The 24,879-nt window shown below is 71.8% G+C and carries 25 protein-coding genes; 19 read left to right on the top strand and 6 right to left on the bottom strand.

What is annotated here, in order from left to right; all coding sequences use genetic code 11:
* Nucleotides 1–23 precede the first annotated feature (23 nt).
* The 5 genes from ACFFR3_RS32815 to ACFFR3_RS32795 all read right to left on the bottom strand — a co-directional run bounded on the left by ACFFR3_RS32815 (nt 24) and on the right by ACFFR3_RS32795 (nt 5,231).
* Nucleotides 24–1,082, bottom strand: a complete 1,059-nt coding sequence (locus ACFFR3_RS32815) for a FecCD family ABC transporter permease (RefSeq protein ID WP_364367252.1) — start codon at nt 1,080–1,082, stop codon at nt 24–26.
* Nucleotides 1,079–2,134, bottom strand: a complete 1,056-nt coding sequence (locus tag ACFFR3_RS32810) for a FecCD family ABC transporter permease (RefSeq protein ID WP_364367249.1) — start codon at nt 2,132–2,134, stop codon at nt 1,079–1,081. The genes ACFFR3_RS32815 and ACFFR3_RS32810 overlap by 4 nt, the downstream gene beginning before the upstream one ends.
* On the bottom strand, nt 2,131–3,183 hold the full coding sequence (locus tag ACFFR3_RS32805) for an iron-siderophore ABC transporter substrate-binding protein (RefSeq protein WP_345391885.1): 1,053 nt from the start codon (nt 3,181–3,183) through the stop codon (nt 2,131–2,133). Before ACFFR3_RS32805 ends, ACFFR3_RS32810 begins: the two co-directional genes overlap by 4 nt.
* Before the next feature lie 171 nt (nt 3,184–3,354).
* Nucleotides 3,355–4,152: a helix-turn-helix transcriptional regulator gene (locus ACFFR3_RS32800; RefSeq protein ID WP_379484402.1), complete on the bottom strand. Its 798-nt coding sequence runs from the start codon at nt 4,150–4,152 to the stop codon at nt 3,355–3,357.
* 146 nt (nt 4,153–4,298) lie between these two features.
* Nucleotides 4,299–5,231 carry an alpha/beta fold hydrolase gene (locus ACFFR3_RS32795; protein WP_379484401.1) on the bottom strand — a complete coding sequence of 311 codons (933 nt, stop codon included), beginning with the start codon at nt 5,229–5,231 and terminating at the stop codon, nt 4,299–4,301.
* A gap of 183 nt (nt 5,232–5,414) precedes the next feature.
* Here ACFFR3_RS32795 and ACFFR3_RS32790 point away from each other — a divergent pair, with 183 nt between their 5' ends.
* Nucleotides 5,415–6,569, top strand: a complete 1,155-nt coding sequence (locus ACFFR3_RS32790; RefSeq protein ID WP_345391873.1) for a sensor histidine kinase — start codon at nt 5,415–5,417, stop codon at nt 6,567–6,569.
* Nucleotides 6,566–7,225, top strand: a complete 660-nt coding sequence (locus tag ACFFR3_RS32785; RefSeq protein ID WP_345391870.1) for a response regulator — start codon at nt 6,566–6,568, stop codon at nt 7,223–7,225. The genes ACFFR3_RS32790 and ACFFR3_RS32785 overlap by 4 nt, the downstream gene beginning before the upstream one ends.
* Before the next feature lie 29 nt (nt 7,226–7,254).
* On the opposite strand, the gene ACFFR3_RS32780 is transcribed toward ACFFR3_RS32785, so the two are convergent.
* Complete coding sequence (locus tag ACFFR3_RS32780) at nt 7,255–8,130, bottom strand: LysR family transcriptional regulator (protein ID WP_345391867.1); 876 nt, start codon at nt 8,128–8,130, stop codon at nt 7,255–7,257.
* A gap of 118 nt (nt 8,131–8,248) precedes the next feature.
* Here ACFFR3_RS32780 and ACFFR3_RS32775 point away from each other — a divergent pair, with 118 nt between their 5' ends.
* The 17 genes from ACFFR3_RS32775 to ACFFR3_RS32695 all read left to right on the top strand — a co-directional run bounded on the left by ACFFR3_RS32775 (nt 8,249) and on the right by ACFFR3_RS32695 (nt 24,850).
* Complete coding sequence (locus ACFFR3_RS32775; protein WP_345391864.1) at nt 8,249–9,811, top strand: amidohydrolase; 1,563 nt, start codon at nt 8,249–8,251, stop codon at nt 9,809–9,811.
* 17 nt (nt 9,812–9,828) lie between these two features.
* Entirely contained in the window at nt 9,829–10,773 is a 945-nt protein-coding gene (locus ACFFR3_RS32770; protein ID WP_345391861.1) for an ABC transporter substrate-binding protein, read from the top strand.
* 2 nt (nt 10,774–10,775) lie between these two features.
* Nucleotides 10,776–11,669, top strand: coding sequence for an amino acid ABC transporter permease (locus tag ACFFR3_RS32765; protein ID WP_379484400.1), 894 nt, complete (start codon nt 10,776–10,778; stop codon nt 11,667–11,669).
* Nucleotides 11,670–11,698: 29 nt separating this feature from the next.
* The gene (locus tag ACFFR3_RS32760; RefSeq protein WP_345409433.1) at nt 11,699–12,448 is read left to right on the top strand and encodes an amino acid ABC transporter ATP-binding protein; all 750 of its coding nucleotides are present in this window, start codon (nt 11,699–11,701) and stop codon (nt 12,446–12,448) included.
* Between the two features lie 66 nt (nt 12,449–12,514).
* Complete coding sequence (locus tag ACFFR3_RS32755; protein WP_379484399.1) at nt 12,515–14,191, top strand: BCCT family transporter; 1,677 nt, start codon at nt 12,515–12,517, stop codon at nt 14,189–14,191.
* A 19-nt stretch (nt 14,192–14,210) separates the two neighbouring features.
* Nucleotides 14,211–14,861, top strand: a complete 651-nt coding sequence (locus ACFFR3_RS32750) for a sigma-70 family RNA polymerase sigma factor (protein ID WP_379484398.1) — start codon at nt 14,211–14,213, stop codon at nt 14,859–14,861.
* Complete coding sequence (locus tag ACFFR3_RS32745) at nt 14,858–15,073, top strand: hypothetical protein (RefSeq protein WP_345391849.1); 216 nt, start codon at nt 14,858–14,860, stop codon at nt 15,071–15,073. The genes ACFFR3_RS32750 and ACFFR3_RS32745 overlap by 4 nt, the downstream gene beginning before the upstream one ends.
* A 55-nt stretch (nt 15,074–15,128) precedes the next feature.
* A complete protein-coding gene (locus ACFFR3_RS32740) occupies nt 15,129–15,890 on the top strand; it encodes an SDR family NAD(P)-dependent oxidoreductase (RefSeq protein ID WP_345391846.1) in 762 nt (253 codons plus the stop codon).
* Nucleotides 15,891–15,915: 25 nt separating this feature from the next.
* Nucleotides 15,916–16,392, top strand: coding sequence for a peroxiredoxin family protein (locus ACFFR3_RS32735; protein WP_345391843.1), 477 nt, complete (start codon nt 15,916–15,918; stop codon nt 16,390–16,392).
* Nucleotides 16,393–16,413: 21 nt separating this feature from the next.
* Nucleotides 16,414–17,547 (top strand): molybdopterin-dependent oxidoreductase, encoded by a 1,134-nt coding sequence (locus tag ACFFR3_RS32730; protein ID WP_345391840.1) that lies wholly within the window; start codon nt 16,414–16,416, stop codon nt 17,545–17,547.
* The gene (locus tag ACFFR3_RS32725) at nt 17,544–19,490 is read left to right on the top strand and encodes an NAD(P)/FAD-dependent oxidoreductase (RefSeq protein ID WP_345391837.1); all 1,947 of its coding nucleotides are present in this window, start codon (nt 17,544–17,546) and stop codon (nt 19,488–19,490) included. The genes ACFFR3_RS32730 and ACFFR3_RS32725 overlap by 4 nt, the downstream gene beginning before the upstream one ends.
* Nucleotides 19,483–20,787: a hypothetical protein gene (locus ACFFR3_RS32720; RefSeq protein ID WP_379484397.1), complete on the top strand. Its 1,305-nt coding sequence runs from the start codon at nt 19,483–19,485 to the stop codon at nt 20,785–20,787. Before ACFFR3_RS32725 ends, ACFFR3_RS32720 begins: the two co-directional genes overlap by 8 nt.
* An 89-nt stretch (nt 20,788–20,876) precedes the next feature.
* Complete coding sequence (locus tag ACFFR3_RS32715; RefSeq protein ID WP_364367209.1) at nt 20,877–21,269, top strand: hypothetical protein; 393 nt, start codon at nt 20,877–20,879, stop codon at nt 21,267–21,269.
* Nucleotides 21,270–21,371: 102 nt separating this feature from the next.
* Nucleotides 21,372–22,292: an ABC transporter ATP-binding protein gene (locus ACFFR3_RS32710; RefSeq protein WP_379484396.1), complete on the top strand. Its 921-nt coding sequence runs from the start codon at nt 21,372–21,374 to the stop codon at nt 22,290–22,292.
* Entirely contained in the window at nt 22,289–22,993 is a 705-nt protein-coding gene (locus ACFFR3_RS32705) for an ABC transporter permease (RefSeq protein ID WP_345391828.1), read from the top strand. Before ACFFR3_RS32710 ends, ACFFR3_RS32705 begins: the two co-directional genes overlap by 4 nt.
* A gap of 7 nt (nt 22,994–23,000) precedes the next feature.
* Entirely contained in the window at nt 23,001–24,224 is a 1,224-nt protein-coding gene (locus ACFFR3_RS32700) for a sensor histidine kinase (RefSeq protein WP_345391825.1), read from the top strand.
* Nucleotides 24,221–24,850: a response regulator gene (locus ACFFR3_RS32695; RefSeq protein WP_364367202.1), complete on the top strand. Its 630-nt coding sequence runs from the start codon at nt 24,221–24,223 to the stop codon at nt 24,848–24,850. Before ACFFR3_RS32700 ends, ACFFR3_RS32695 begins: the two co-directional genes overlap by 4 nt.
* The last annotated feature ends 29 nt before the right edge of the window (nt 24,851–24,879 follow it).

The following is a 24,879-nucleotide window of genomic DNA, read 5'->3' as shown; positions in this document are numbered from 1 at the left end:
CAGGCCCCGTCCATCCTCGCACGTCAGAGCGAGCCGCCGGCGCGGTGCGTACGGACGATCAGATAGACGAGGTACGGCGCCCCCAGCACCCCCGTGACCACGCCCACCGGGAAGCGCGTGTCGAACGCGAACTGCCCCGCGAAGTCGGCGGCGAGCACCATCAGCGCGCCGACCAGACCGGCGGGCACGAGCAGTGAGCTGCCTGGGCCGATCAGCCGCGCGGCGATCGGTCCCGACAGGAACGCCACGAACGCGATCGGCCCGGCCGCCGCCGTGGCGAACGCGATCAGGCAGACCGCGGCGACGATCACCGTGATCCGGGTGCGCTCGACGCGGACGCCGAGCGCGGCGGCCGTGTCGTCGCCGAGCTGCAGCGCGGACAGGTCGCGGGCCTGCCACAGCAGCACGGGCGTCAGGACGACCAGCGCGGCCAGGGCCGGTCGGACCTGCTCCCATCCTGCGCCGTTGAGGCTGCCGGTCAGCCAGCGCATGGCCTCCTGGAGGTCCCATTCCGCGGCCCGCGACAGGACGTACGAGGTGACGCTGTCGAGGATGGCCGCGACGCCGATGCCGATCAGGATGAGCCGGGTGCCCGCCACCCCGTCGCGGAAGGCCAGCGTGTAGACCAGCAGCGCGACGGCCAGGGCCGCGACGATCGCGATGGCCGACACCTGCGGGCCGCCCAACGAGAACGACACGATCGCGATGGCCGCCGCCGTGCTCGCGCCCGCGCTGATGCCGATGATGTCGGGGCTGGCCAGCGGGTTGCGGAGCATCGTCTGGAACGTCACGCCCGCCAGCCCGAAGCTGAAGCCCGCGACGAGCGCGAGCACGGCGCGGGGCAGGCGCAGCCGGCCGACGGTGAACGACGCGCCCGGCACCCGCTCGCCGAGGATGACCTGGATGACGTCGCCCGGCGGGTAGAACGTCTGCCCGGCCATCAGGGTCACCGCGAACGCGGCGACGACGAGCACGGCCAGCGTCACCACGACGACCCGCCGCCGCGACACCCGCCGCCGCCGGTCGCGCGCCACCACCCGCACGACCTCGGCCGACGGCGGTCTGGTCAGGAAGGCGGTCACAGTTCACGTACCTTCTGGCGGCGGACGATGACGATGAAGAACGGTGCGCCGATCAGGGCGGTCACGATGCCGACCTCGACGTCCTCGGGACGCGCCACCATGCGTCCGACGACGTCGGCGGCGGTCAGCAGGGCCGCGCCGCCCAGTGCCGAGAACGGCAGCGACCAGCGGTGGTCCACACCGGCGAGCAGGCGGACAGCGTGCGGCACGACCAGCCCGACGAACGCGATCGGCCCGGCCGCGGCGGTCGCGGCGCCGCACAGGACGACGGCGCCGAGCGCGGCGGTGGCCCTGATGAGGGCGACCCGCTCGCCCAGCCCGGCCGCGATGTCGTCGCCCAGGGCGAGCGAGTTCAGCCCCCGCGCGCACAGCAGGCACAGCACGAAGCCGGCGGCGGCGAACGGCAGGATGTGCCCGATCCGCTCGTACGACGCCCCGCCGACCCCGCCGATCTGCCACAGCCGGAAGCTGCCCGCGAGGTCGTTGCGCGGCAGGATGACGGCGCTGACCAGGGACGCGAACGCGGCCGACGTGGCGGCCCCGGAGAGCGCGAGCTTGAGCGGCGTGGCACCGCCGCGCCCGAGTGAGCCGACGGTGTAGACGAACAGCGCGGCGGCGGCGGCCCCCGCCATCGCGACCCAGACGTAGCCGGTGGGCGAGGTGAGCCCGAAGAACGCGACGGCGGTGACGACGGCCAGCGAGGCGCCCATGTTGACGCCCAGGATGCCGGGATCGGCCAGCGGGTTGCGGGTCACGCCCTGCATCACGCCCCCGGCCAGGCCGAGCGCGCCGCCGATGAGCACGGCGAGGAGCGTACGCGGGATGCGCTTGGCGACCGCGGCCTGGTCGAGCGAGCCGTCGGCCCCGCCGAGCGCGGCCCAGACGTCGGCCCAGGAGACGTCCCGCGAGCCCAGGGCGACCGAGGCGACCATGAGCGCGGCCAGCACCACCACGACGGCCAGCAGCCACAGGGCCCGGACACGCGCAGGACGCCGCGCGGCGGCGGCGTCCTGGCTCCGGCCGGTGGCGGCCTCGGGTCGCGGCAGGGTCACTTGACCTTGTCCGCGGCTTCGGCCAGGGCCTTGACGTAGTCCTTGAGCACGTACCTGATGGACAGTGGCGTCGGGTTGGCGGCGGTGCCGAGCGGCTTGCTGTCGGGCAGCAGGTAGATCGAGCCGCGCTCGACGGCGGGGATCTTCGACAGCAGCGGGTCCTTGCGGATCTTGGCGAGCAGCTCGCCCTTCTCGTCGCCGTAACCGGTGATGATGTCCACGTCGTCGAAGACGTCGATCTGCTCGGCGCTCCTGGTCAGGGCGAACTTGTCGGTGCCCTTCGACGCCTCGGCGATGCTGCCGGGGATCGTCAGCCCGAGGTCCTCGAAGAACAGCGTGCGGGTGTCGTGCGTGGTGTAGAAGCCGATCTCGCTGACGTCGTTGGGGTCCACGTGCGTCATGAACATGATCGACTTGCCCTTGAGCTGCGGGTGTTCGGCGACGGCCGCCTTGATGTCGGTCTCGATGTCGCCGATCAGCCGCTCGCCTTCGGCGGCCAGGCCGATGGCCTTGCTGTTCAGCCTGATGATCTCGCGCCACGGGGTGGCCCAGGCGGCGTCAGGGTAGGCGATCGTGGGGGCGATCTCGTTGAGCGTGTCGTAGTCCTGCTGGGTCAGGCCCGAGTACGCGGCCAGGATGACGTCGGGGCGCGTGTCGGCCACGGCCTCGAAGTCGATGCCGTCGGTCTCGTCGAACAGCACGGGAGCCGGGGCGTTCAGCTCCTTGAGCCGTTCCGCCACCCAGGGGAGCAGGCCGTCGGTGTCGTCGTCGCCGAAGTTCGCCTTGGCCATGCCGACGGGGACGACGCCGAGGGCCAGCGGCACCTCGTGGTTGGCCCAGTTGACGGTGGCGACGCGGGTGGGCTTGGCCGGGATGGTGGTGGTGCCGAGCGCGTGCTTGATCGTCAGGGGGAAGGCGGCGTCGCCGCTCGCGGTCGGTGCCGCGGCGCTGTCCCGCGCCTGTTCCGGCTGACTGCTGCCGCAGGCGACGATGCCCATGAGCAGGGCGATCGCCACGGTGATGAGGCGCAGGCTGGGTGGACGCTTCACTCGTACTCCACTGGTGGTGACCCACTACTTAGGTAAGGCTTACCTATGACCCTGCACGATAAGAGAAATGGGCGACTTGTCGCAATCAAGCGTTCAGGACACCGGATATCGCGATCGGGACACGGCCGCACAGCCTGGACTCACGTCCGCACGCCCGCGCCCCCTGAGCGCTCATGGCGCTCTGAACGCTCCCGGCGTCAGCCCCGTCGTCCGGCGGAAGGCCGCGCCGAACGCGCTCGCCGACCGGTACCCGACCCGCTCCGCCACCACCTCCACCGGCCACCCCCGGGTGAGCAGCTCCACCGCGTGCTGCGCCCGCACCGCCGCCACCCAGCGCGCGAAGCTCGTGCCGGTCTCGGCGTTGAAGGCCCGCGAGATCGTCCTGGCGCTCACCCCCAGCAGGGACGCCCACTCGGCCAGCCCGCGCCGGTCGGCGGGATCCGTCATGACCGCGTCGGCGATCGGCCGCAGCAGCTCGGACGTCGGCATCTTGAGCAGCAGCTCGTGCGGCGACGGGGTGAGCACGTCGAGCACCATCGCCTCGGTCAGCTCCCGCGAGCGCGCGGGCAGCCCGGCGTCGGCCAGCCGTTCGAGCAGCAGCCGCAGCAGCGGCGTGATCTCGACCGCGACCGGCGTGGGGGAGATCGGGGCGACCGCGTCGAAGCCGAACAGGCTGGCCCGGCACCGCGTGCCCGCCGCCGCCGAGCCGGAGTGCAGCGTCCCGGCGGGCATCCACAGGCCGAGCGTGGGAGTGACCGTCCAGACCCGCGCGCCCACCACGGCCTTGGACGCGCCCCGCTCGTTCCACAGCAGCTCGTGGTAGGGGTGGGAGTGCTCGTTCCAGTCGAGGTCGTGCGTGAAGTCCTCGCTCCAGCTGAGGATAGGGAACGGCATGTCCACCGGCCCGGCCGCGAGCGCGGGTAGCACCCGGAGCTCCCTGCCCGTCGGCCCCCGTCCCTGCGCGCTCACCGTGCCGCCTCCTGCGATGACTCCTGTCCGTCACCTTAAGGGGACGCTCTCACCGGCTCCGGCCCTCGTGGACATGGAGGACACAGGGAAAGGCGCGTGCCCGCCGCAAGCCCCTGTCGGCGGGCACGCGCCTCGTCTTCAGGCCGTCACTGCGCGGGCTGGTCGCCCGCGGCCTGCGCGGTGACCCGCTCGATGGACTCGACGGCGAGCTCGGGCTGGTCGACGTAGATGTAGTGCTCGCTCTTGTCGGCGACGATCAGCTTGCTGTCGCTGGACAGCTTCAGCCACGCGCGCTGGCCGGCGGTCCACGCCTGCTCCAGCTTCGGCCCGTACGTCGGCAGCGCCGCGAGGTACTCCTTGCCGTGCGTGAGCACCTCGACCGGGATGTCACCGGCGGAGCCGACCGGCCCGTCGGGCATGCTCATCATCTCGGGGTTCTGCCCCTTGAAGACGGCCAGGTTCTGGGCGCGCAGCTCGCCGGCCGGGCCCTTGGCGTTCGCCGGGATCGACTTCTCCATGTCGCTGAGCATGGTGGACGGGGTGGCGTCCATGAGGACGACGCCCTTGACCTTGTCGGTGTGCTCGGGGGCGTACCTGGCGGCGATCAGGCCGCCGAGGGAGTGTCCGGCCAGCACCACCGGGTGGTCGCCCGCGGCCTTGTCGAGCACCGCGGTCAGCACCTCGCCCGCGCTCTCGAAGGTCTGCGGGCCCTTGGGCTTGTCGCTGGTGCCCTCGCCGGGACGGTCGTACGAGCAGACCCGGTGCTTCGCGCTCAGCGTCTTCTGCAGGGCGGCCAGCTTGTCCAGCCCGTCACCCGCGCCGGCCAGCAGCATGATCACCGGCTTGCCCTCGGCCGCCTCGCCGGCGCAGGACACGTTCACCTTCACGCCCGCCACGTCGATCTTCTCGGTGCCGGACAGCAGCTTCTCCCCGGCCTCCTGGGAGGTGGACGGCGTGCCGTCCAAGGCGTCGAGCTTGTCCAGCTCATCGAGTCCGTCGGCATTGCAGCCGGCGGCACCGACGCCGACCACGGCGGCGCAGAGGGCGGCCACGGCGGTGGTCTTGAACGTGCGGATCATGATGTCCTCCAGGGGCTAAAGGAACGTCGTTGGCGTTATGACCGTTACGCTATGGAATCGAGCGCCCCGGAAGCGTCACCACACAGTGGACAATCGCCCGTAGCTCGCATGGGGGACAAGCCGCCTGTTTCGGTTTCGCTCCGAGGTGGGCACGCCACCCCCTGCTACCGCTAGGCTCGCTCGGTGATGGATCTTCGACGCATAAGGGACATCTGGCGACGGAGCGACGTCACGGTCCGGGATCTTCCCTTGGCCCTGCTGCTGATCGTCCTGTCGTTCGTGCCCGAGTTCCAGGGCAGCGGCACCAACCTCGGCATGCTGCCCAACGAGCCCTTCGACGCGCTCACCCTCCTGGTGGTCGCCCTGGAGTGCCTGCCGCTCGCCGTACGGCGGCGCTACCCGGCCGCCGCCATCGCGCTGATCTCGATCGGGTTCGCCCTCGATCAGGTCTTCGCCTACCACGCGGTGAGCAGCATCGCCCTGCCGATCGCCATCATCAGCGCCGGCGCCCACATCGAACGCCGCCGCCGGCTCACCCCGGCGCTGCTGTCGGTGGCGTACGTGGTGCTGGTGCTCTGGCTCGAACGGCTCGGCTCGGAGGAGACGCTGCCAGACCTGATCGTCTTCTACGTGGCGCTGGTGATCCTCTGGGCGGTCGGCTCCTGGCTGCGCGCCTTCCGCGCCTCCGAGGCCGAGCGCCGCCGCCACGTCGCCGAGGCCACCCGCACCGCCGAGCGCACCCGCATCGCCCGCGAGCTCCACGACGTCGTGACCCATCACGTGACGGCCATGGTCGTGCAGGCGGAGGCGGCCCGCTATCTGACCGCCAACCCTGAACGCCTCGACGCGGCGCTCGGCTCCGTCACCCGGACGGGACGGCGCGCCATCTCCGACCTGCGTCACCTGCTCGACGTGCTCAACCCCGACCACGAGGCCGACTTCAGCGTGCCGTCGGCGAGCGATCTCGCGGACCTCGTCGAGCAGACGCGGCAGGCCGGGCAGCCGGTCGAGTTCGACGAGGACGGCAAACCATCCGAATCCGCAGGCAGCGCCGAATTCGTGACCTATAGAGTCGTCCAGGAAGCTCTGACAAACGCCCTCAAATACGCCCATGGCAGCCAGACTCTGGTCCAGGTGCGCTATGGCGAGGAGGAGATCAGCGTGGTGGTCACCACCGACGGCTCCGGCTCCCGTGCCACTTCCGTGGGAGGGAGCGGGCGCGGCCTGAACGGGCTGCGCGAACGCGTCGCGGCCCTCGGCGGCAGGTTCGAGTCCGGGCCGCAGGCCGGCGGCGGCTTCGCCGTACGCGCCGACATCCCGACGGGGAGCGGTTCGTGAGCGCGCCGATCCGCGTCCTGATCTGCGACGACCAGGCGCTCATCCGCACCGGGTTCGCCACCATCATCGACGCGCAACCCGACATGGAGGTCGTCGGCGAGTGCGGCGACGGCCGCACCGGGGTCGAGATGGCCCGCAGGCTCAGGCCCGACCTCGTGGTGATGGACGTCCGCATGCCCGTGCTCGACGGCATCAAGGCCACCGCGCAGCTCGCCGGCGCCGGCGTCGAGGACCCCGTCAAGGTGCTCGTCATCACCACCTTCAACCTCGACGAGTACGTCTACGAGGCGCTGCGCGCCGGGGCCAGCGGCTTCCTGCTCAAGGACGCCCCGCCGCCCCAGTTGCTGCACGGCATCCGTACCGTCGCCACCGGCTCCGCGCTGCTCGCCCCCGAGGTGACCCGGCAGCTCGTCGGCAAGTACGCCGCCCGCATCCGCCCCGTGGACGAGCCGGCCGCCGACTCCGCGCTGACGCCGCGCGAGCTGGAGGTGCTGCGCCTCATCGCCGACGGCCAGTCCAACAGCGAGATCGCCGCCACCCTGGTCATCAGCCAGGAGACGGTCAAGACGTACGTCTCCCGCATCCTCACCAAGCTCGACCTGCGCGACCGCGTCCAGGCAGTGGTCTACGCCTACCGCCGCGGCCTCGCCACCTGACGTCATCGTCCACGCCTCCCGTGGTCGATTCAGAGGGTGAGGGCGTCCAGGAGGGTTTGGAGGCGGGCGGTTTCGCGGTCGGGGTGGACGAGGGTGAAGATGCTGCGGCTGATGTTTAGCCAGGGGAGGTCCACGACCACCACCTCAGGGTTGTGGTGGCGGAGGGCGAGGTCGGGGAGGAGGGCGGCGCCCAGGCCGGCGGCGATCAGCGACAGGGTGACCTTGAAGTCGTCGGAGTTGCCGACCACGCGCGGATGCAGGTTCCAGCCGGCGAACAGGGCCTCGAAGAGGGTGGCGTCGCTGCTGGCCGGGTGGTGCATGATCCAGGGCAGGTCGACGAGCTGCTCGGCCCGGTGCGGTGACAGGTCGGGCCAGGAGCGGGGCAGGACGAGCCGGTAGCGGTCCTCGGCGATCCACCGCCGCGACAGCGCCGACGGCCACGACAGCCCGGAGTTGCCCACCTGGTAGACGACGGCGGCGTCCATCTCGCCGCCGGTGCCGAGGCGGGTGATGAGCTGCGAGGGCTCGGCGACCGACAGCCGGACGCCGGCCCGCTCCTCGGGCTCCATGTCGCGCAGGACGCCGGCCAGCACGTCGGCGAAGCTGGGGAACAGGCCCAGCCGGACCTGCGGGTGGCTGTTGCGGTGCACCTCCTGGACGGTGGCCACCATGCGGTCGATGTCGGCGAGCACGGTCTCGGCCTGCCGCGCCATCACCTCGGCCGCGCTGGTCGGCAGCACGCTGTGGGCGAAGCGCTCGAAGAGGCGGACGCCGGTCTCGCGTTCGAGCGCGGCCATCTGCTGGGAGACGGCGGAGGAGGTGTAGCCGAGCCGGTTGGCCGCGGCGGCGAAGGAGCCGAGCCGGACGACCTCACGCAGCGTACGCAGATGCTCGGGCTTCAGCATAAGCATTCCTTGGTCTCAGCGGCGCTAAATGTCGTGTTTATAGCGCTTCCTACTTCTTTTCGCGACTCCTACAGTGAGCGACACCACTCCTCCCCATTCCCTGAGAGATCACGACAGCATGCGCGTATACCGCAACGCCGCCATCCGCACCGGCGTCCCCGGCGCTCCCGCCGCCCAGGCCATGGCCGTGGACGGCGAGCAGATCGTCGCCGTGGGCACCGAGGACGAGGTACGCGCGGCCGCGGGCACGGCGCCCGAGCTGGTGGACCTCGACGGCGCCGCCGTCCTGCCCGGCTTCTACGACGCCCACATCCACACCGCCCAGTACGCCCACAGCCTCACCGGCGTGGACCTGCGCGACGTCCGCTCCCTGGACGAGGCCCTGGCCAGGATCGCCGAGCACGCGGCCAGGCTGCGGCCGGGCGGATGGCTGTTCGGCGGCCGGTGGAACAGCAACGTCTGGAACCCGCCCGTCCAGCCCGACCGCCGCGCCCTCGACTCGGTCTGCCCCGACCTGCCCGTGGCGCTGCCGAACGTGGACGGCCACACCGTCTGGGCCAACAGCGCCGCGCTCCACCTGGCCGGCATCGACGCGAGCACCCCCGACCCGGTGGGCGGCGAGATCGTCAGGGACGCGGACGGCGAGCCCACCGGCATCCTGCGCGAGGCGGCGTCCTACCCGCTGCGCGCCCTGATGGTCGCCGGCGACCTGCGCGACCGGCTGCGCGCCGGGCAGGAGGAACTGCTGGCGCTCGGGGTGACCAGCGTGCACGACATCGACGGCGAGGACTGTCGCGCCGCCTACCTGGAGCTGCGCGACGCGGGCGAGCTGAAGATCCGGGTGCACAAGGCGATCCCGGTGGGCCACCTGGAGGCGGCCATCGCCGAAGGGCGCAGGACCGGGCAGGGCGACGACTGGTTCCGTACGGGGCCGGTCAAGGTGTTCAGCGACGGCGCGCTGGGCTCGCACACCTGCCACATGCACCGCTCGTTCGCCGGCGAGGAGGGCAACACCGGCATCGCGGTCACCCCGTACGAGGACCTCGTCCGCCTCTTCTCCGCCGCGGCCGGTGCCGGGATCGCGGTGGCCACGCACGCGATCGGCGACCGGGCGAACCGGCTGGTGCTGGACGCGTACGAGCAGGTCGGCCCCACCCCCGGCCTGCGGCACCGGATCGAGCACGCCCAGCACCTGCGCCCGCAGGACCTGACCAGGATGGCCAGGCTCGGGGTCGTCGCCTCGATGCAGCCGGTGCACTGCACCACCGACATCTCCCTGGTGGACGCGCTGCTGGGCGAGCACGACCTGGCCTCGTACGCCTGGCGCGGCATGCTGAACGCCGGCGTCGCGCTGGCCTTCGGCTCGGACGCCCCCGTGGAGAGCCCCGACCCGTTCGCCGCCCTGTACGCCGCGGTCACCCGCACCAGGCAGGACGGCACCCCCGCCGGCGGCTGGCAGCCCGAGCAGCGGCTCAGCATGGCCGAGGCGATCACCGCGCACACGCTGGGCGCCGCGTACGCGGCCGGCGAGCAGGACCGCAAGGGCGTGCTGGCGCCCGGCATGCTCGCCGACTTCATCGCGGTGGACACGGACCCCTACCTGGAGGCGCCGGAGGCGGTGCTGCGTACCCAGGTCCTCACCACCGTCGTCGGCGGCGACGTCCGCTGGCGGCGATCCTGACGAAGGAGCACCCCCCTGTGAAGATCCGTATCATCACCGCCGGCCTGCTGCTGGCCGCGACCGCGGCCTGCGGCGCCCAATCCCTGGACGCCGACACCTCGGAGCCCGCCGGCAGCGCTCCGCCGGTCACCCTGGACCAGGCGCCCGCCGAGGAGAAGGCGGCCGGCGTCATCAACGCCATCACGCCCGACCCGGCCCTGGCCAGCAAGACGCCGGCGAAGCTGAAGAAGGACGGGCTGAAGGTGGTCTCGTCCATCGGCTACCCGCCGATGGAGCTGTACGCGAGCGACGGCAAGACGCCGATCGGCTTCGACCCGGCCCTGGCCAGGGCGATCGCGCGGAAGCTCGGCGTCAAGGTGAGCATCACCGACGAGGAGTTCAACTCGCAGATCCCGGGCGTGCTGACCGGCCGCTACGACTTCGTCATCTCGTCGATGAGCGACACGCCTGAGCGGCGGGAGCAGCTCACGTTCGTCGACTACGTCAAGGCGGGCGCCGGGATGATCGTCAAGAAGGGCAACCCGGAGAAGATCTCCGGCCCGAAGGACCTGTGCGGCAAGACGGTCTCCGTCGTGGACAACGGCTCGTCGCTGCAGCTGGCCGAGGGCTACTCCGCCGACTGCGAGAAGGCCGGTGAGAAGGCCGTCGAGCTGCTGAAGTTCCCCGGCGACCAGGAGGCGCTGCTGCAGGTGACCGGCGGGCGGGCGCAGGCCAGCATCACCGACTACGTGGTGGCGGCGTACAAGGTGCCCGACGAGAAGCTCGGCATCGAGGCGAAGGCCCTTGAGGGCACGGAGAGCCTGTGGGGCATCGGGCTGCGCACCGACAACAAGGAGCTGATCGAGGCGGTCAAGGGCGCGCTCGACTCGCTGATCGCGAGCGGCGAGTACGCCAAGATGCTCGAAGCCTGGAACCTGGGCGCGCTGGCCGTGGACGCGGCCACCATCAACGGCGGTACGTGAGCATGCGCACCGAACCGTTCACCGGGCCGGACGGCGCGCGGATCCCGGTCGTCAGGACCCGGCACTGGGGCCGCCTGGCCGCCGCGCTCGTCGCGGTCGCGGTCGCCGGCTGGCTGGTCTACCTGTTCGCCGCCAACCCGCGCCTGCACTGGGGCAAGGTCGTCGAGTACCTGTTCAACGACCGCATTCTCGCGGGCGTCTGGGTCACCATCGAGATCTCGGTGCTGGCGACCGTGCTCGGGCTGGTGCTCGGCGTGGCGATGGCGATCCTGCGGCTGTCGCACAACCCGGTGCTCAGCGGCCTGGCCACGCTCTACATCTGGTTCTTCCGCGGCACGCCGGTGCTGGTGCAGCTCATCTTCTGGTACAACCTGGCGTTCCTGTTCCCCGAGCTGGTGCTGAAGATCCCGTTCACGATGATCGGCCTGAAGTGGGACACCAACGAGGTGATGACCGGGTTCACCGCGGCCATGCTGGGGCTCGGGCTCAACCTCGCGGCCTACTTCGCCGAGACCGTACGCGCCGGTATCCAGGCGGTGGACCACGGCCAGACCGAGGCGGCGTACGCGCTGGGCATGACCCCCGCCAAGCGGATGCGGGTGATCGTGCTGCCGCAGGCGCTGCGCATCATCATCCCGCCCACCGGCAACGAGTTCATCTCCATGCTGAAGACCACGTCCCTGGTGTACGTCGTCGCCGGCCACGACCTGATGACGAACGCCAGCCAGATCTACAAGGCCAACAACCTGATCATGGAGCTGCTCATCGTGGCGAGCCTGTGGTACATGCTCATGACCGCCATCGCGACCTTCCTCCAGGGCCGGCTGGAGCGCCGCTTCGGCTCAGAGGCCGTCCGGCTGGTGCGGGGCGGCGGGCGTCCGAAGGCGGCGGCGTGACCCCGGTCGTGCACGCCCGGGGCGTGCGGATGAGCTACGGCGACACGCAGGTGCTCAACGGCGTGGACTTCGAGGTCGCGCCCGGCGAGGTGAGCTGCGTCATCGGGCCGTCGGGGTCGGGCAAGTCGACGTTCCTGCGCTGCGTGAACGGCCTTGAGCCGGTGCTCGGCGGCAGCCTGCGGGTGCTGGGCGAGGAGGTCGGCCACACGCTGCGCGACGGCCGTTACCGGCCCTGGACGCCGAAGGAGTTCGCCGCCTTCCGCCGCAGGATCGGCATGGTGTTCCAGCGCTTCAACCTGTTCGCCCACCAGAGCGCGCTGGAGAACGTGGCCTGCGCGCCCGTGCACGTCCTGGGCGTGCCGGCCGAGCGGGCGCGCGAGAGCGCGATGGAGCACCTCGACAGGGTCGGGCTGGCCGACCACGCGCACAAGCGGCCCCATCAGCTCTCCGGCGGGCAGCAGCAGCGCGTCGCCATCGCCAGGGCGCTGGCCATGAGGCCCGAGCTGATGCTGTTCGACGAGCCCACGTCGGCGCTGGACCCCGAGCTGGTGGACGAGGTGCTGGAGGTGATGCGCGGCCTGGCCGCCGACGGCATGACCATGGTCGTGGTCACCCACGAGATCGCCTTCGCCAGGGAGGTCGGCGACCGGCTGACGTTCTTCGCCGACGGGGTCGTGGTCGAGAGCGGCGTGCCCGCCGAGCTGGTCGCCGCCCCGGAACACGAGCGGACCAAGGCGTTCCTGTCGAGCGTGCTGAGCCAGCGGGAAGATCAGGGCTAGGGCTGTTTACCGGACCCGGATCTGGAGACGAGAGGGGCACGAGGGGTCCGGATCACAGGAGTGCCCATGCCGAGCTCGGATGGCCGCGACGCTGCCCGCCCGCCCCGTACGGACTGGGTGGTGTTCGGCGTGGCCGCCGTCCTGACCCTGGTCTTCATCGTCTGGGGCGCGGTCGCCACCGGCTCGCTGCAGGGGGTGTCGAGCAGGCTGCTCAACGCCACCATGCACAACCTGGGCTGGGCGTTCGTGCTGGTCGCCTCCGGGCTGGTGGTGTTCGTGCTGTGGGTGGCCTTCAGCAAGTACGGCCGCATCACGCTCGGCGGCGAGGACGAGGAGCCCGAGTTCAGGACGGTGTCCTGGGTCGCGATGATGTTCAGCGCCGGCATGGGCATCGGCCTGATGTTCTACGGGGTGAACGAGCCGCTCACGCACTTCACCGAGCCGCCGCCGGGCACCCATGAGGCCACGGCGCCGCCGGCCGCGCGGATGAGCACCGCGATGGCCACCACGCTCTTCCACTGGACGCTGCACCCCTGGTCGATCTACGCCGTGGTCGGTCTGGCCATCGCGTACGGCACCTTCCGCCGGGGCCGGCGGCAGACGATCAGCGCGGTGTTCACCCCGCTGATCGGCGCCCGGCACGCGAACGGCGGGGCCGGCAAGGTGATCGACGTGCTGGCCATCCTGGCCACGCTGTTCGGCTCGGCCGCCTCGCTCGGCCTCGGCGCGCTGCAGATCGGCAGCGGCGTCAGGGAGGCCGGTCTCGGGGAGGCCGGCATCGGGCTGCTCATCATGATCATCGCGTTGCTGACGCTGGCGTTCGTGGTGTCGGCGGTGTCGGGTGTGGCGAAGGGCATCCAGTGGCTGTCCAACACGAACATGGTGCTGGCGGTGGCGCTCGCCCTGTTCCTCTTCGTGGCCGGGCCGACCGTGCTGATCCTCAACCTGCTGCCCACCTCCGTCGCCGCGTACCTGGGCGAGCTGGCCGGGCTCGCCGGGCGTACCGAGGCGACCGGGGGTGACGAGGTCGCCGAATGGCTCTCGACGTGGTCGGTCTTCTACTGGGCGTGGTGGATCTCCTGGACGCCGTTCGTCGGCATGTTCATCGCCAGGATCAGCAGGGGGCGGACGATCCGGCAGTTCGTCGGCGGCGTGATCCTGGTGCCCAGCCTGGTCAGCCTGGTCTGGTTCGCGATCCTCGGCGGCACCGCGATGTCGCTGGAGGCCGGCGGCGCGGGCCTGACCCGCGAGGCCACCGCCGAGGGCCAGCTCTTCGCCGTGCTCAACCAGTTCCCGCTGGTCGGCGTCACGACGCTGCTCGTGATGGTGCTGGTGGGCATCTTCTTCGTCTCGGGCGCGGACGCCGCCTCGGTCGTCATGGGCACCCTCTCCCAGAACGGCAGCCTGCGCCCCACCCGGCCCGTGGTGGTCTTCTGGGGCGTGCTGACCGGCGCGGTCGCGGCCATCATGCTGCTGCTCGGCGGCGGTGGCGAGGCGGCGCTGACCGGGCTGCAGAACGTCACGATCCTGGCCGCGGTGCCGTTCATGCTGGTGATGGTGGCCATGTGCGTGGCGCTCACCCGCGACCTGCGCCACGACCCGCTGATCCTGCGCGGCAAGCGCGGCGTGGAGATCGTGCACTCGGCCGTCGAGAGCGGCCACGAGCTGTACGACGACGAGTTCGAGCTGGTGATCAGCCCCGCCGACGGCGACAAGGACGGGGACGCGGAGCGCCGGGAGTAGATCTCGCTACGATGCCTGCATGGGGGGAGGTAGCCCGACTGTGCTGGACGACGAGTCGGCCGCATGGGTGCGGGCGCTGAGCTGCACGGGGCCCGAGCGGCAGGCGGCCGTCGGGCGGCTGCACGAGCTGCTGCTGCGCATCGCCAGGAAAGAGGTGGGCAGGCGCGCGGCGCGGCTCGGCGTGACCGGGCCCGAGCTCGACGACCTCGCCCAGCAGGCCACCTCCGACGCGCTGCTCGCCATCACCCGCAAGGTCGGCGACTTCCGTGGCGAGAGCCGGTTCACGACCTGGGCCTACAAGTTCGTCGTGCTGGAGGTGGCCGGTAAGGTCGCGCGGCACTTCTGGCGCGAGCCGGGCGTGCCGCTCGAAGGCGAGCAGTGGGAACGCCTGCCCGACCGGTTCGGGCTCGATCCGGCCAAGGAGTCGGAGTGGCGCGACCTGCTCGCCGCACTGCGCCAGGCCGTGCTCGACAAGCTGACCGAGCACCAGCGCCGCGTCTTCGTCGCCCTGGTGCTCACCGGGGTGCCGCTCGACGTGCTCGCCGCCGAGCTGGGCACCAATCGCAACGCCATCTACAAAACAATGTTCGACGCCAGACGTAAGCTCAGGGCGGCGCTCGCCGCTAAGGGATACGTGAGCGACGTTGACGACATGGTGAGGCGCCCGTGAACGACTGGGCCGGGCTCGACCGCTTCCTGCAGACCGACCCCCGCGACGTGGGCTGCGAGGAGGCGATCGCCATGCTGCACGTCTACGTCGAGCTGGTGGCCGAGGACGCCGGGGCCGCGCGGCGCTATCCGGGCATCGCCGCGCACCTGCGCGCCTGCGGCCCGTGCGCCGACGACTTCGAGGGCCTGCTGGCCGCCATCAGCGACGATTGATGTGACCTGCGTCACATCGAGGTAAGGGCTCGCCCCTGATCGTCGCGAACGGGGCATGACTCATTCGTTCAAAGGCAGGGCCGCCCTGGTCACCGGGGCCGGCCGGGGCATCGGCCGGGCGACCGCCGTCGGCCTGGCCGCGGGCGGCGCGAAGGTCGCGCTGCTCGCGCGGTCGGAGGACGAGCTGGCCGGTACGGCCGACCTGATCAAGGAGCAGGGCGGCACCGCGTACGTGGTGCCCGCGGACCTGGGCGACGACGGGCGGCTGGCAGAGGCGATCGCCCGCGTACGCGACGAGCTGGGCGCCGTCGACATCCTCGTCAACAACGCCGGCGTGGTGTGGCCGCTGGGGGAGACGCCCGCCGTGGACGTCGGCGAGTGGGCGGCGGCGATGCGCATCAACGTGCTCGCCCCCGTGACGCTGGCCGTCGCGTTCGTGCCCGGGATGCTCGACCGGGGCTGGGGCCGCGTCGTCAACGTCTCCACCGGGGCCGTCGCCCGCCCGGGCAGCATGATCGGCGGCAACGCGTACGTCACCACCAAGACCGCGCTCGAAGCCCACACCCTCAACCTCGCGCTGGAGCTCGACGGCACCGGCGTCACCGTCAACGTCTACCGCCCCGGCCTGGTCGACACGGCCATGCCGGGCTACATCCGCGCCCAGGACCCGGGCCGGATCGGCGCCGCGCTGCACGAGCGGTTCATCCGCTCGCACACCGAGGGGCGGCTGATCACGCCCGAGCAGTCGGCCAGGACGCTGCTCGACCGGCTGGCCCGCGACAACGGCACCGGCCAGATCTGGGACTTCGACGCCTGACCACCATTACCGGAAGGAAAAGGCCATGAGCCTGCTGAATCCCGGGGACACGTTCCCGGACCTGACCGTGACGCTGCCCGGGTCGGAGACCCTCGACCTGCCGGGCGCGTTCGCCGGCCACTTCGGCGTGGTGCTGTTCTACCGCGGCGCGTGGTGCCCGTACTGCAACGCGCAGCTTCGCGCGTTCCAGCGGTCGCTGGACAAGCTCGCCGACCTCGACACCAAGGTGGTCGCCGTCTCCGTGGACGACGAGGCCACCACCAAGGAGACGATCGGCAAGCACGGCCTACGGTTCCCGGTGGGCCACAGCGCGGACGCCCGCGCGTACGCCGAGGCGACCGGCGCCTTCGTCAACGAGGACCCCCTCTACCTGCAGTCGACCGGCTTCCTGCTCGACCCGCAGGGCCGGGTCCTCGTCAGCGTCTACTCCAGCGGCGCCATCGGCCGCCTCGTCCCCGAGGACGTCGCCGGAATGATCCGCTACATGCGCGAGCACGCGTAGCCGGCCAGGGGGAGCCCGACCATGAGCACGCGCCTGAGGCAGGTCACGGACCTCGGCCGGTCGCTGCCGGGCCGGTTCACCAGCCGGCTGCACTCGGAGAAGGTGGCGGCCAAGCTGGGCATGTGGCTGGGCGTCAGCTTCACCGTCGCCTTCGCGACCGGGCTGTTCAGCCACTACGTGCAGCACCCGCCCGCGTGGCTGCTGTGGCCGTCGCGGCCGGTCAACCTCTATCGGGTGACGCAGGGGCTGCACGTCATCGGCGGCATCGCCACGGTGCCGCTGCTGCTGGCCAAGCTGTGGACGGTCTACCCGAAGCTGTGGCAGTGGCCGCCGCTGCGCTCCGCCGGGCACGCGGCCGAGCGGCTGTCGGTGCTGCTGCTGGTCGCGGGCGCGCTGTTCCAGCTCGTCACGGGGCTGATGAACATCGCGTACACGTACCTGTGGCCGTTCGGGTTCATCCAGGCGCACTACTGGACCGCGTTCATCGTCTACGGCGCGCTCATCATCCACGTCGTCAACGAGTGGGCCAAGGTGCGGCGGCACGCCTTCACCCGGGTCGAGGACCCGGACCGGCGCCGCTTCCTCGCCACCGTGGCCGCCGCGTGCGGCGTGGCGGCGCTGGTCACCGCGGGCGAGACCGTCACGCCGCTCAAGCGGCTGGCGGTGCTCGCGCCGCGCAACCCGGACATCGGGCCGCAGGGCGTACCGGTCAACCGCTCCGCCGCGGCGGCCGGGGTGACGCAGGTGGATCCGGCGGCGTACCAGCTGGTCGTGACGGGCGCGGTGCGTACGGAGCTGATGATCGGCTACGACGAGCTGGCCCGCATGCCGCAGCACACGGTACGCCTGCCGATCGCCTGCGTGGAGGGCTGGAGCGTGGAGTGCGAGTGGACGGGCGTCCGCCTGCGCGACCTCATCGAGGCGGCGGGCGGCGCGCCCGAGGCGGTCCTGACCGTCGAGTCGCTGGAACGCGCCGGGTACTACCGCACCAGCGAGGTCCGCGCGCCGCACTGGCAGGACCCGCTGACCCTGCTCGCACTCAAGCTCAACGGCCGGCCGCTGGACCCCGACCACGGCTACCCGGTACGCCTCATCGCCCCGAACCGGCCGGGCGTCATGCAGACCAAATGGGTGGGGACGGTACGCGTCACATGAGATGGCTTCTGTACGCGGCCGGCGCCGCGCTGATCCTGCTCGGCTTCGCCGGGCTGGTCAGGGAGAGCAACCCGGTGGGCTGGGCCTGGTGGTTCGGCGGCGCCGCGGTGGCGCACGACGCGATCCTGGTGCCGCTGGTGCTGCTGGCCGGCTGGGCGCTGCGCCGGGTGCGCTGGGCGGTGCGGGCCGCCGCGATCGTGGCGGGCACGGTGACGCTGGCGACGCTGCCGACCGTGCTGGCCCTGGGCAGGCGCGGCGACAACCCGTCCATCCTGCCGCTCGACTACGGCCGCAACCTGCTGCTCGTCCTCGCCGCGCTGGCGCTGGCCGCGCTGCTGCCGAGGCTGTGGACCAGGACAGGCCGGCTCGGGCTGCTCGCGGGCCTGGTGTCCGGCGTGCCGGTGGTGTCTCTGATGGCGGTCAACGACATGATCGACGCCGGCACGTGGGCGCTGTTCCTCGCGCACGCCGCGCTGCTCGGCGCCGTGCTGGCCGCGCTGTTCGGCACCCGGCTGTTCAGCCTGGCCAACGCCCTGGCCGGCGGCCTGCTGACCGGGCTGCTCGCCTGGGCCGTCTGGTCGCTGACGGTGCTGCCCGTCCTGCTCGGCGGCGCCCCGCACTGGACGATCACGCCGGGCGACTTCCGCTCGCTCGCGGGAGAGGTGCTGCTCGGCGGCATCACCGGCGTGCTGCTGTACGTCGCTCCGCGCCGCCGCGAGCAACCGGCCGCCGCCCCGCCGCAGAAGACCGCGCGCGTGGTCGTCGTCGGCGGCGGCTTCGGCGGGCTGGCCGCCGCCCGCAGGCTCGACCGGCTCGTCACCCGGGGGCTGCCCGCCGAGGTCACGCTGATCAGCGACGCCGGCTCGCTGCTGTTCACGCCGATGCTGGCGGGCGCGGCCACCGGCGCCCTGGAGCCCCGGCACATCAGCGTCCCCGTACGCGCCTTCCTGAGCCGTACGACGTTCCTGCACGCGCGGGTCGAGTCCGTGGACACCGCCGGACGGACGGTCCGCGTGAGCGACGGGACGACCGTGCCCTACGACCAGCTCGTGTACGCCGTCGGCTCCATCCCGTCCTTCCACGACCTGCCGGGGCTGGCCGAGCACGCGTTCACGCTCAAGACGACCGCCGACGCCACCCGGCTCCGCCACCACGTGCTCGACCTGCTGGACGCCGCCGACCTCGCGGGCGGCGACCGGCGTGAGCTGCTGACGTTCGTGGTGGCGGGGGGCGGCTTCGCCGGAAGCGAGCTGATCGCCGAGCTGTTCGACCTGGTCCACGGAGTGCTGCACCGCTATCCCGGCATCCGTCCCGACGAGCCGCGCTTCGTGCTCGTGCACTCGGGGGAGCGGATCCTGCCCGAGCTGAGCGCCACGCTCGGCGCGTACGCGCACCGCAAGCTGACCGCCAGGGGCATCGAGATCCGGCTGGGCGCCCGGCTGTCCGGCGCCACGTCCGATGCCGCGCTCCTCAAGGAGGGGGAGAAGATCGGCACCCGCACGATCGTGTGGACGGCGGGCAACAAGCCCCACCCCTTGACCGAGGGGCTGCCGGCCGCCGACGGCCGGTTGCGCGTGCCGGGCAGGGCAGGCGTGTGGGCGATCGGTGACTGCGCGCGGGTCCTCGGGCCGGACGGCGTGCCGTACCCGCCGACCGCCCAGCACGCGCTGCGGCAGGGCCGTACCGCGGCCGACAACGTGGCCGCGACGCTGCGGGGCGGCGAGCCGGCCGAGTTCCGCCACCGCTCGCTCGGCACCCTGGTCGCGCTCGGCCGCCACACCGCCGTCGCCGAGATCCGGGGGCTGCGGCTGTCCGGCTTCCTCGCCTGGGCGGTGTGGCGGGCCGTCTACCTCGCCAAGCTGCCGGGGCTGGAGAAGAAACTGCGGGTGTTGTTCGACTGGTCGCTCGACCTCGCCTTCCCGAGGGACATCGCTCATGATTAGGGGAGCCGTCTCAGGCATCGCCGGCGGGCTGGTGTTCGGCCTGATCATGGCGCAGATCGGCTTTCTGCCCACGGTCGCCGCCATCGTCCGCACCGACTCCGTGGTGCTCGGGTTCGCCGTGCACATGCTGTTCGCGATGATCATCGGCGCCGGGTTCGGCCTGCTCGTCGAGCGGCAGCGCGCCCAGGCGGGCGAGCTGCTGTTCTGGGGGCTCGTGTACGGCGCCTTCTGGTGGTTCCTCGGCCCGCTCACGCTGCTGCCGATCCTGCTCGGCCGGCCCGTCACCTGGGATCTGACGAGCGGCCAGAGCCTCACCCCGAGCCTGTTCGGCCATCTCGCCTACGGCGCCTTCACCGCCGCCGCCTACGCCTGGCGGCAGGCGCCGTCCGCCCCGATCCGCCTCGCCACGGTGGTCAGGGGCGCCGTCGCCGCGCTGGTGAGCGCCGCCGTGCTGGTCCTGGGGCTGAACGTCATGACCGGCCGGACTCCGTACGAGCTGCTGGTCGCGGCCCCCTTCGCGGGCGCCGCGTACGCGCTGCTGTTCGGCGGCCGCTCCGAGGGCACCGGGCCCGCGCTGATCCGCGGCATGGTGTACGGCTTCGCCTGGTGGATCCTGCTCGCCCTGACCCTGCCTGGCCTCCTCGACGGCGGGCGGCTCGACTGGTCGATCGCCATGGTCCGCGAGACGCTGCCCGCCCTGCCCGGTTACCTGCTGCTCGGCGCGGGCACCGGCGCCGTCTTCACCTGGCTCGGCGGGCTGGCGCTGGTGCTGTTCGCCGACGACGTCCGCCGCCTGCAGCCCGACCCGCTCGGCGTCCCCAGGCTCACGGCCGCCGCTTACGGCGTCGCTCTGGGCCTGGTGGCAGGTCTGCTCGGGGCGCTCGCCGCCGGGCCGCTCGGGCTCGTCGAAGGCGTGGTCGCCGGCGTCACGTACGCGCTGTTCTTCCGCGGACGCAGCTTCGACTCGGTGTCCGGGCTCGGCTGGGGCCTGTCGTACGGGTTCCTGTGGTGGTTGCTCGGCCCGCTCATCCTGCTGCCCGTCCTGCGCGGCGCCCACCCGTCACCCGACCTGGCCGCCGCCTTCCCCGCCCTGGTCGCCCACCTGGTGGCGGGGGCCGCCGTCGGCGTCCTCTACAACCGGCTGGAGGAGCGGGCCAACCCGTGGTGGCTCACCCGTGGCCAGTCCGCCGCGGAACGCGCGAACGCGCTGCGCGAGCAGACCCTCGGCTCGGCCCCCGCCATCTGGACCCTGGTCCTCCTCCTGGCCGTCCTCGTCCCGACCCTGGTCGCCACGTGAGCCGGTGACTCAACAGGCACTCAACGAATACTCAACACGCCGGCCCCCATACTTCTGGGACACAAAATCCCCTGAGGAAGGAGAGGCGTATGCGTTTTGTGAGTGCGACGGCGGTGGCGCTGGTGGTCGCCGGGGCGGCCCTGGCAGGCGCGCCGGCCGCCCAGGCCGCGACGTCCGTTCCGGCGCCGTGCCCGAACTATGTGTACAAGGGGCCCAACCTGGACGACGGCTATGGGGTGATGAGGGGCTCCTACAACCTCAAGGACATCCCTTACCAGAGCGGGTGCGACGTCATGCGGATGCGCGCGGGGCAGGTGCTCTACTTCCACTGCTGGCAGAAGAACCGCCACGGGAACCTCTGGGTCTACGGGCGGGTCAAGGGCACCAGGAAGATGGGGTGGATGTCGCTGGCCAACTTCCGGACCGTGCGCGACAGCACCTACCCCATCTGCAACGACAACAAGGACAAGGACCACACCTGACCGCATCAACCGATCGGTTGATTTGTCGGTCAGCCGGATCCGCGCCGGGTCGTGGCCGGCTGGGCGATTCGGGCGAAGGGCGTTCCCCGCCACCATGAACGCATGACGGTGATCGAGGTGAACGGGCTCGTCAAGCGGTACGGCGGGCTGCCAGTGGTGAACGAGGTGTCGTTCTCCGTGGCCGAGGGTGAGATCTTCGGCATCCTCGGCCCCAACGGGGCCGGGAAGACGACGACCGTGGAGTGCGTGGAGGGGCTGCGGCGGCCCGACGGGGGCTCGACCAGGGTGCTCGGGCGCGACCCGGTCAAGGACCGGAAAGAGCTGAGCCACCTGGTCGGCGTACAGCTGCAGCAGTCACTCCTGCCCGAGAACATCAAGGTGGGGGAGGCGCTCGACCTGTTCGCCTCCTTCTACCGCACGCCGAAGGACTGGCGGGCGCTGCTGGAGGAGTGGGGGCTGGCCGAAAAGCGGCAGGCGAAGTTCGGCTCGCTGTCGGGCGGGCAGAAGCAGCGGCTGTTCATCGCGCTGGCGCTGGTCGGCGATCCGAAGGTGGCCTTCCTCGACGAGCTGACCACGGGCCTCGACCCGGCCGCCCGGCGGGCCACGTGGGAGCTGATCAAGCGGGTCCGCGCGGCGGGCGTGACGGTCGTGCTGGTCAGCCACTTCATGGACGAGGTGGAGGAGCTGTGCGACCGGGTCGCGGTGTTCGACAGGGGCCGGATCGTCGCCCTCGACAGCCCGGCGAACCTCATCTCCAACGTGGACGCCGACCAGCACCTGCGGTTCAGGCCGCTGGCGCCGTTCGACGACGCGCTGCTGACGCGGCTGCCGGGGGTGGCGTCGGTGTCCCGCTCGGGGGAGCAGGTCATCGTGGCGGGACGGGGGGACTTCGCGGTCGCGGTGACGTCCGCGCTGGCACGTGACCAGGTGCCGGTGGCCGAGCTGCGCATCGAGCAGCACACTCTCGACGACGCGTTCGTCGCCCTGACGGGACGGGCCTTCGACGCCAAGGAGGACGCGTGACCGGCTTCGGGAAACTCACGGGTGTCGAGACCAAGCTGCTGATGCGCGACCCCGGCGCGATCTTCAGCATGGTGATCCCGCTGTTCATCCTCATCGTCTTCAGCAGCGGGGCGGCGCCGGGCGACACCATGCTGCCCGCGCTCTCGATGACGGTCGCGGTGGGGCTGGTGGGGCTCTACATGGTGCCCACGACGCTGGCGACCTACCGGGAGCGGGGCATCCTGCGCCGGTTCTCCACGACGCCGGTCAGCCCCGGTGCGCTGCTGGGCGTGCAGCTGATCCTCCAGCTCGTCTTCGCGGTGGTGTCGTCGGCGCTGCTCGTCGCCGTCTCGGTGACGGTCTTCCAGGCGGCGGCGCCCGCGCGGGTGGCGTCGCTGGTGGCCGCGTTCCTGCTCGGCACCGCGGCGATCGTCGCGGTCGGCCTGCTCATCGCGGCGACGGCCACCACCGGGCGGGCCGCGAACGGCATCGGCGTGCTGCTCTACTTCCCGCTGGCCTTCCTCGGCGGCGTGATGCAGCCCGTGGACGCCATGCCCGAGCTGCTCGCCACGATCGGGCGGTTCACGCCGCTGGGGCTCTTCCGGCAGGCCGTGCACGATGCCTGGAGCGGGGCGGCGACACAACCACTCCTTCTTGCCATAATGGCGGCATATGCGCTGGTCATCGGTGGGGTCGCGGCCCGGTTCTTCCGCTGGGAATGAGGTAGGCGTGCAGCCGGAAACCGCTCACACGCGGCTGGTCGCCGGCCTCGGCGCCGCCCCGTACGTGCTGCTGGCCGTCGCGGCGGGGCTCGCGCTGCTCACCGGCGACCTCACGGCGGGACAGCGGATCGCCGTCCTGGTGCTGAGCGTGCTCGCGGCCGGCTGGATGGTGGTGCTGCGCCGCCCGTCCTGCACGGGGACCGCCAGGGGAGCGGTGCTCTACCTCGCCGGCCTGATCGCGCTGGTCACCGCGCTCGGCCTGCTCAGCCCGTGGTTCGCCGGCTTCTACGCCTTCACCGGCTATCTGGACTCCTGGCGCCTGTTGCGCGGCCGCTGGCGGATCGCGGGCGTGACGGTCACGGCGGCGGCCGCCGTCACCGGCTACTTCGGCGGGCTGCCCGGCCCTGACCCGGCCGTCATCTCCTCCTACGTGCTGGTCATCGTCGCCATCGTGGTGCTGGTCGTGCTGTTCAGCCTCTCCGGTGACATGATCAACGAGCAGAGCGTACGCAGGCAGCAGATGGTCGACCAGCTCGCCGCCACCAACGCCAAGCTGGAGGAGACCATGCGGGAGAACGCCGGGCTGCAGGCCCAGCTCCTCCTCCAGGCCCGCGAGGCCGGCGTCACCGACGAGCGGCGGCGGCTGGCCAGGGAGATCCACGACACGCTCGCCCAGGGGCTGGCCGGGATCATCACCCAGGTCCAGGCCGCCGCCAAGGCCAAGGACGACCCGGAGACCTGGCAGCGCCACCTCGACAACGCCGCCCAGCTCGCCAGGGACGGCCTGGCCGAGGCCCGCAGGTCCGTGCACGCGGTGGGGCCGGCCGAGCTGGAGACCGCCCGGCTGCCCGAGGCGCTGTCCGAGGTGGTGCGGCGGTGGGAGGGCCTGCACGGGGTGCCGGCCGCGTTCGCGACGACGGGGACGGCCAGGCCGCTGCATCCCGAGGTGGAGGTGACCCTGCTGCGGGTCTGCCAGGAGGCCCTGGCGAACGTGGCCAAGCACGCCCGCGCCTCCCGGGTCGGCGTCACCGTGTCGTACATGGACGACGTGGTCACTCTTGACGTACGCGACGACGGCGCGGGGTTCGTCCCCGGCACCCAAGGAGGCGGTTTCGGCATGACGTCGATGCGGCAGCGGGTCACCCGGCTGGCCGGCGGCTTAGAGGTCGAGTCGGAGCCGGGCGGGGGCACCGCCGTCTCCGCCAGCGTCCCGGCGATGGAGCCGCGATGAGCGTGATCCGGCTGATCGTCGTCGACGACCATCCCATCGTGCGGGACGGGCTGCGCGGCATGTTCACCGGCGAGCCCGGCTTCGAGGTGGTCGGGGTCGCGGGCGACGGGGCCGAGGCGGTCGGCCTGGCCGAGGAGCTGCGGCCCGACGTGATTCTCATGGACCTGCGGATGCCGGGCACCGACGGGGTCACCGCGATCCGGATGCTGGCCGAGCGGGGGAGCACGGCCAGGGTGCTGGTGCTGACCACGTACGACACCGATCGCGACGTGCTGCCGGCCATCGAGGCGGGCGCCACCGGCTACCTGCTGAAGGACGCGATGCCTGACGAGCTCGTCCGCGCCGTCCGTGCCGCCGCGCGCGGCGAGGCGGTGTTGTCCCCGTCGGTGGCCACCCGGTTGCTGGGCCAGGTACGCGCCCCCGCCGATCCCCTGAGCTCCCGAGAGCTGGAGGTGCTCGGCCTGATCGCCCGCGGCAGCACGAACAGGGAGGCCGCCGCCCGCCTGTTCATCAGCGAGGCCACCGTCAAGAGCCACCTGCTGCACATCTACACCAAGCTGGGCGTCAAAGACCGCGCCGCCGCCGTGGCCGCCGCCTTCGAACGCGGCCTGTTCGACCGCCCCTGACCGCCCGGGACGGGGCATGGGAGAGTGGC

Source organism: Nonomuraea salmonea (assembly GCF_042428605.1).
GTDB lineage: Bacteria > Actinomycetota > Actinomycetes > Streptosporangiales > Streptosporangiaceae > Nonomuraea > Nonomuraea salmonea.
This window is presented reverse-complemented; position numbering and strand designations above follow the sequence as displayed.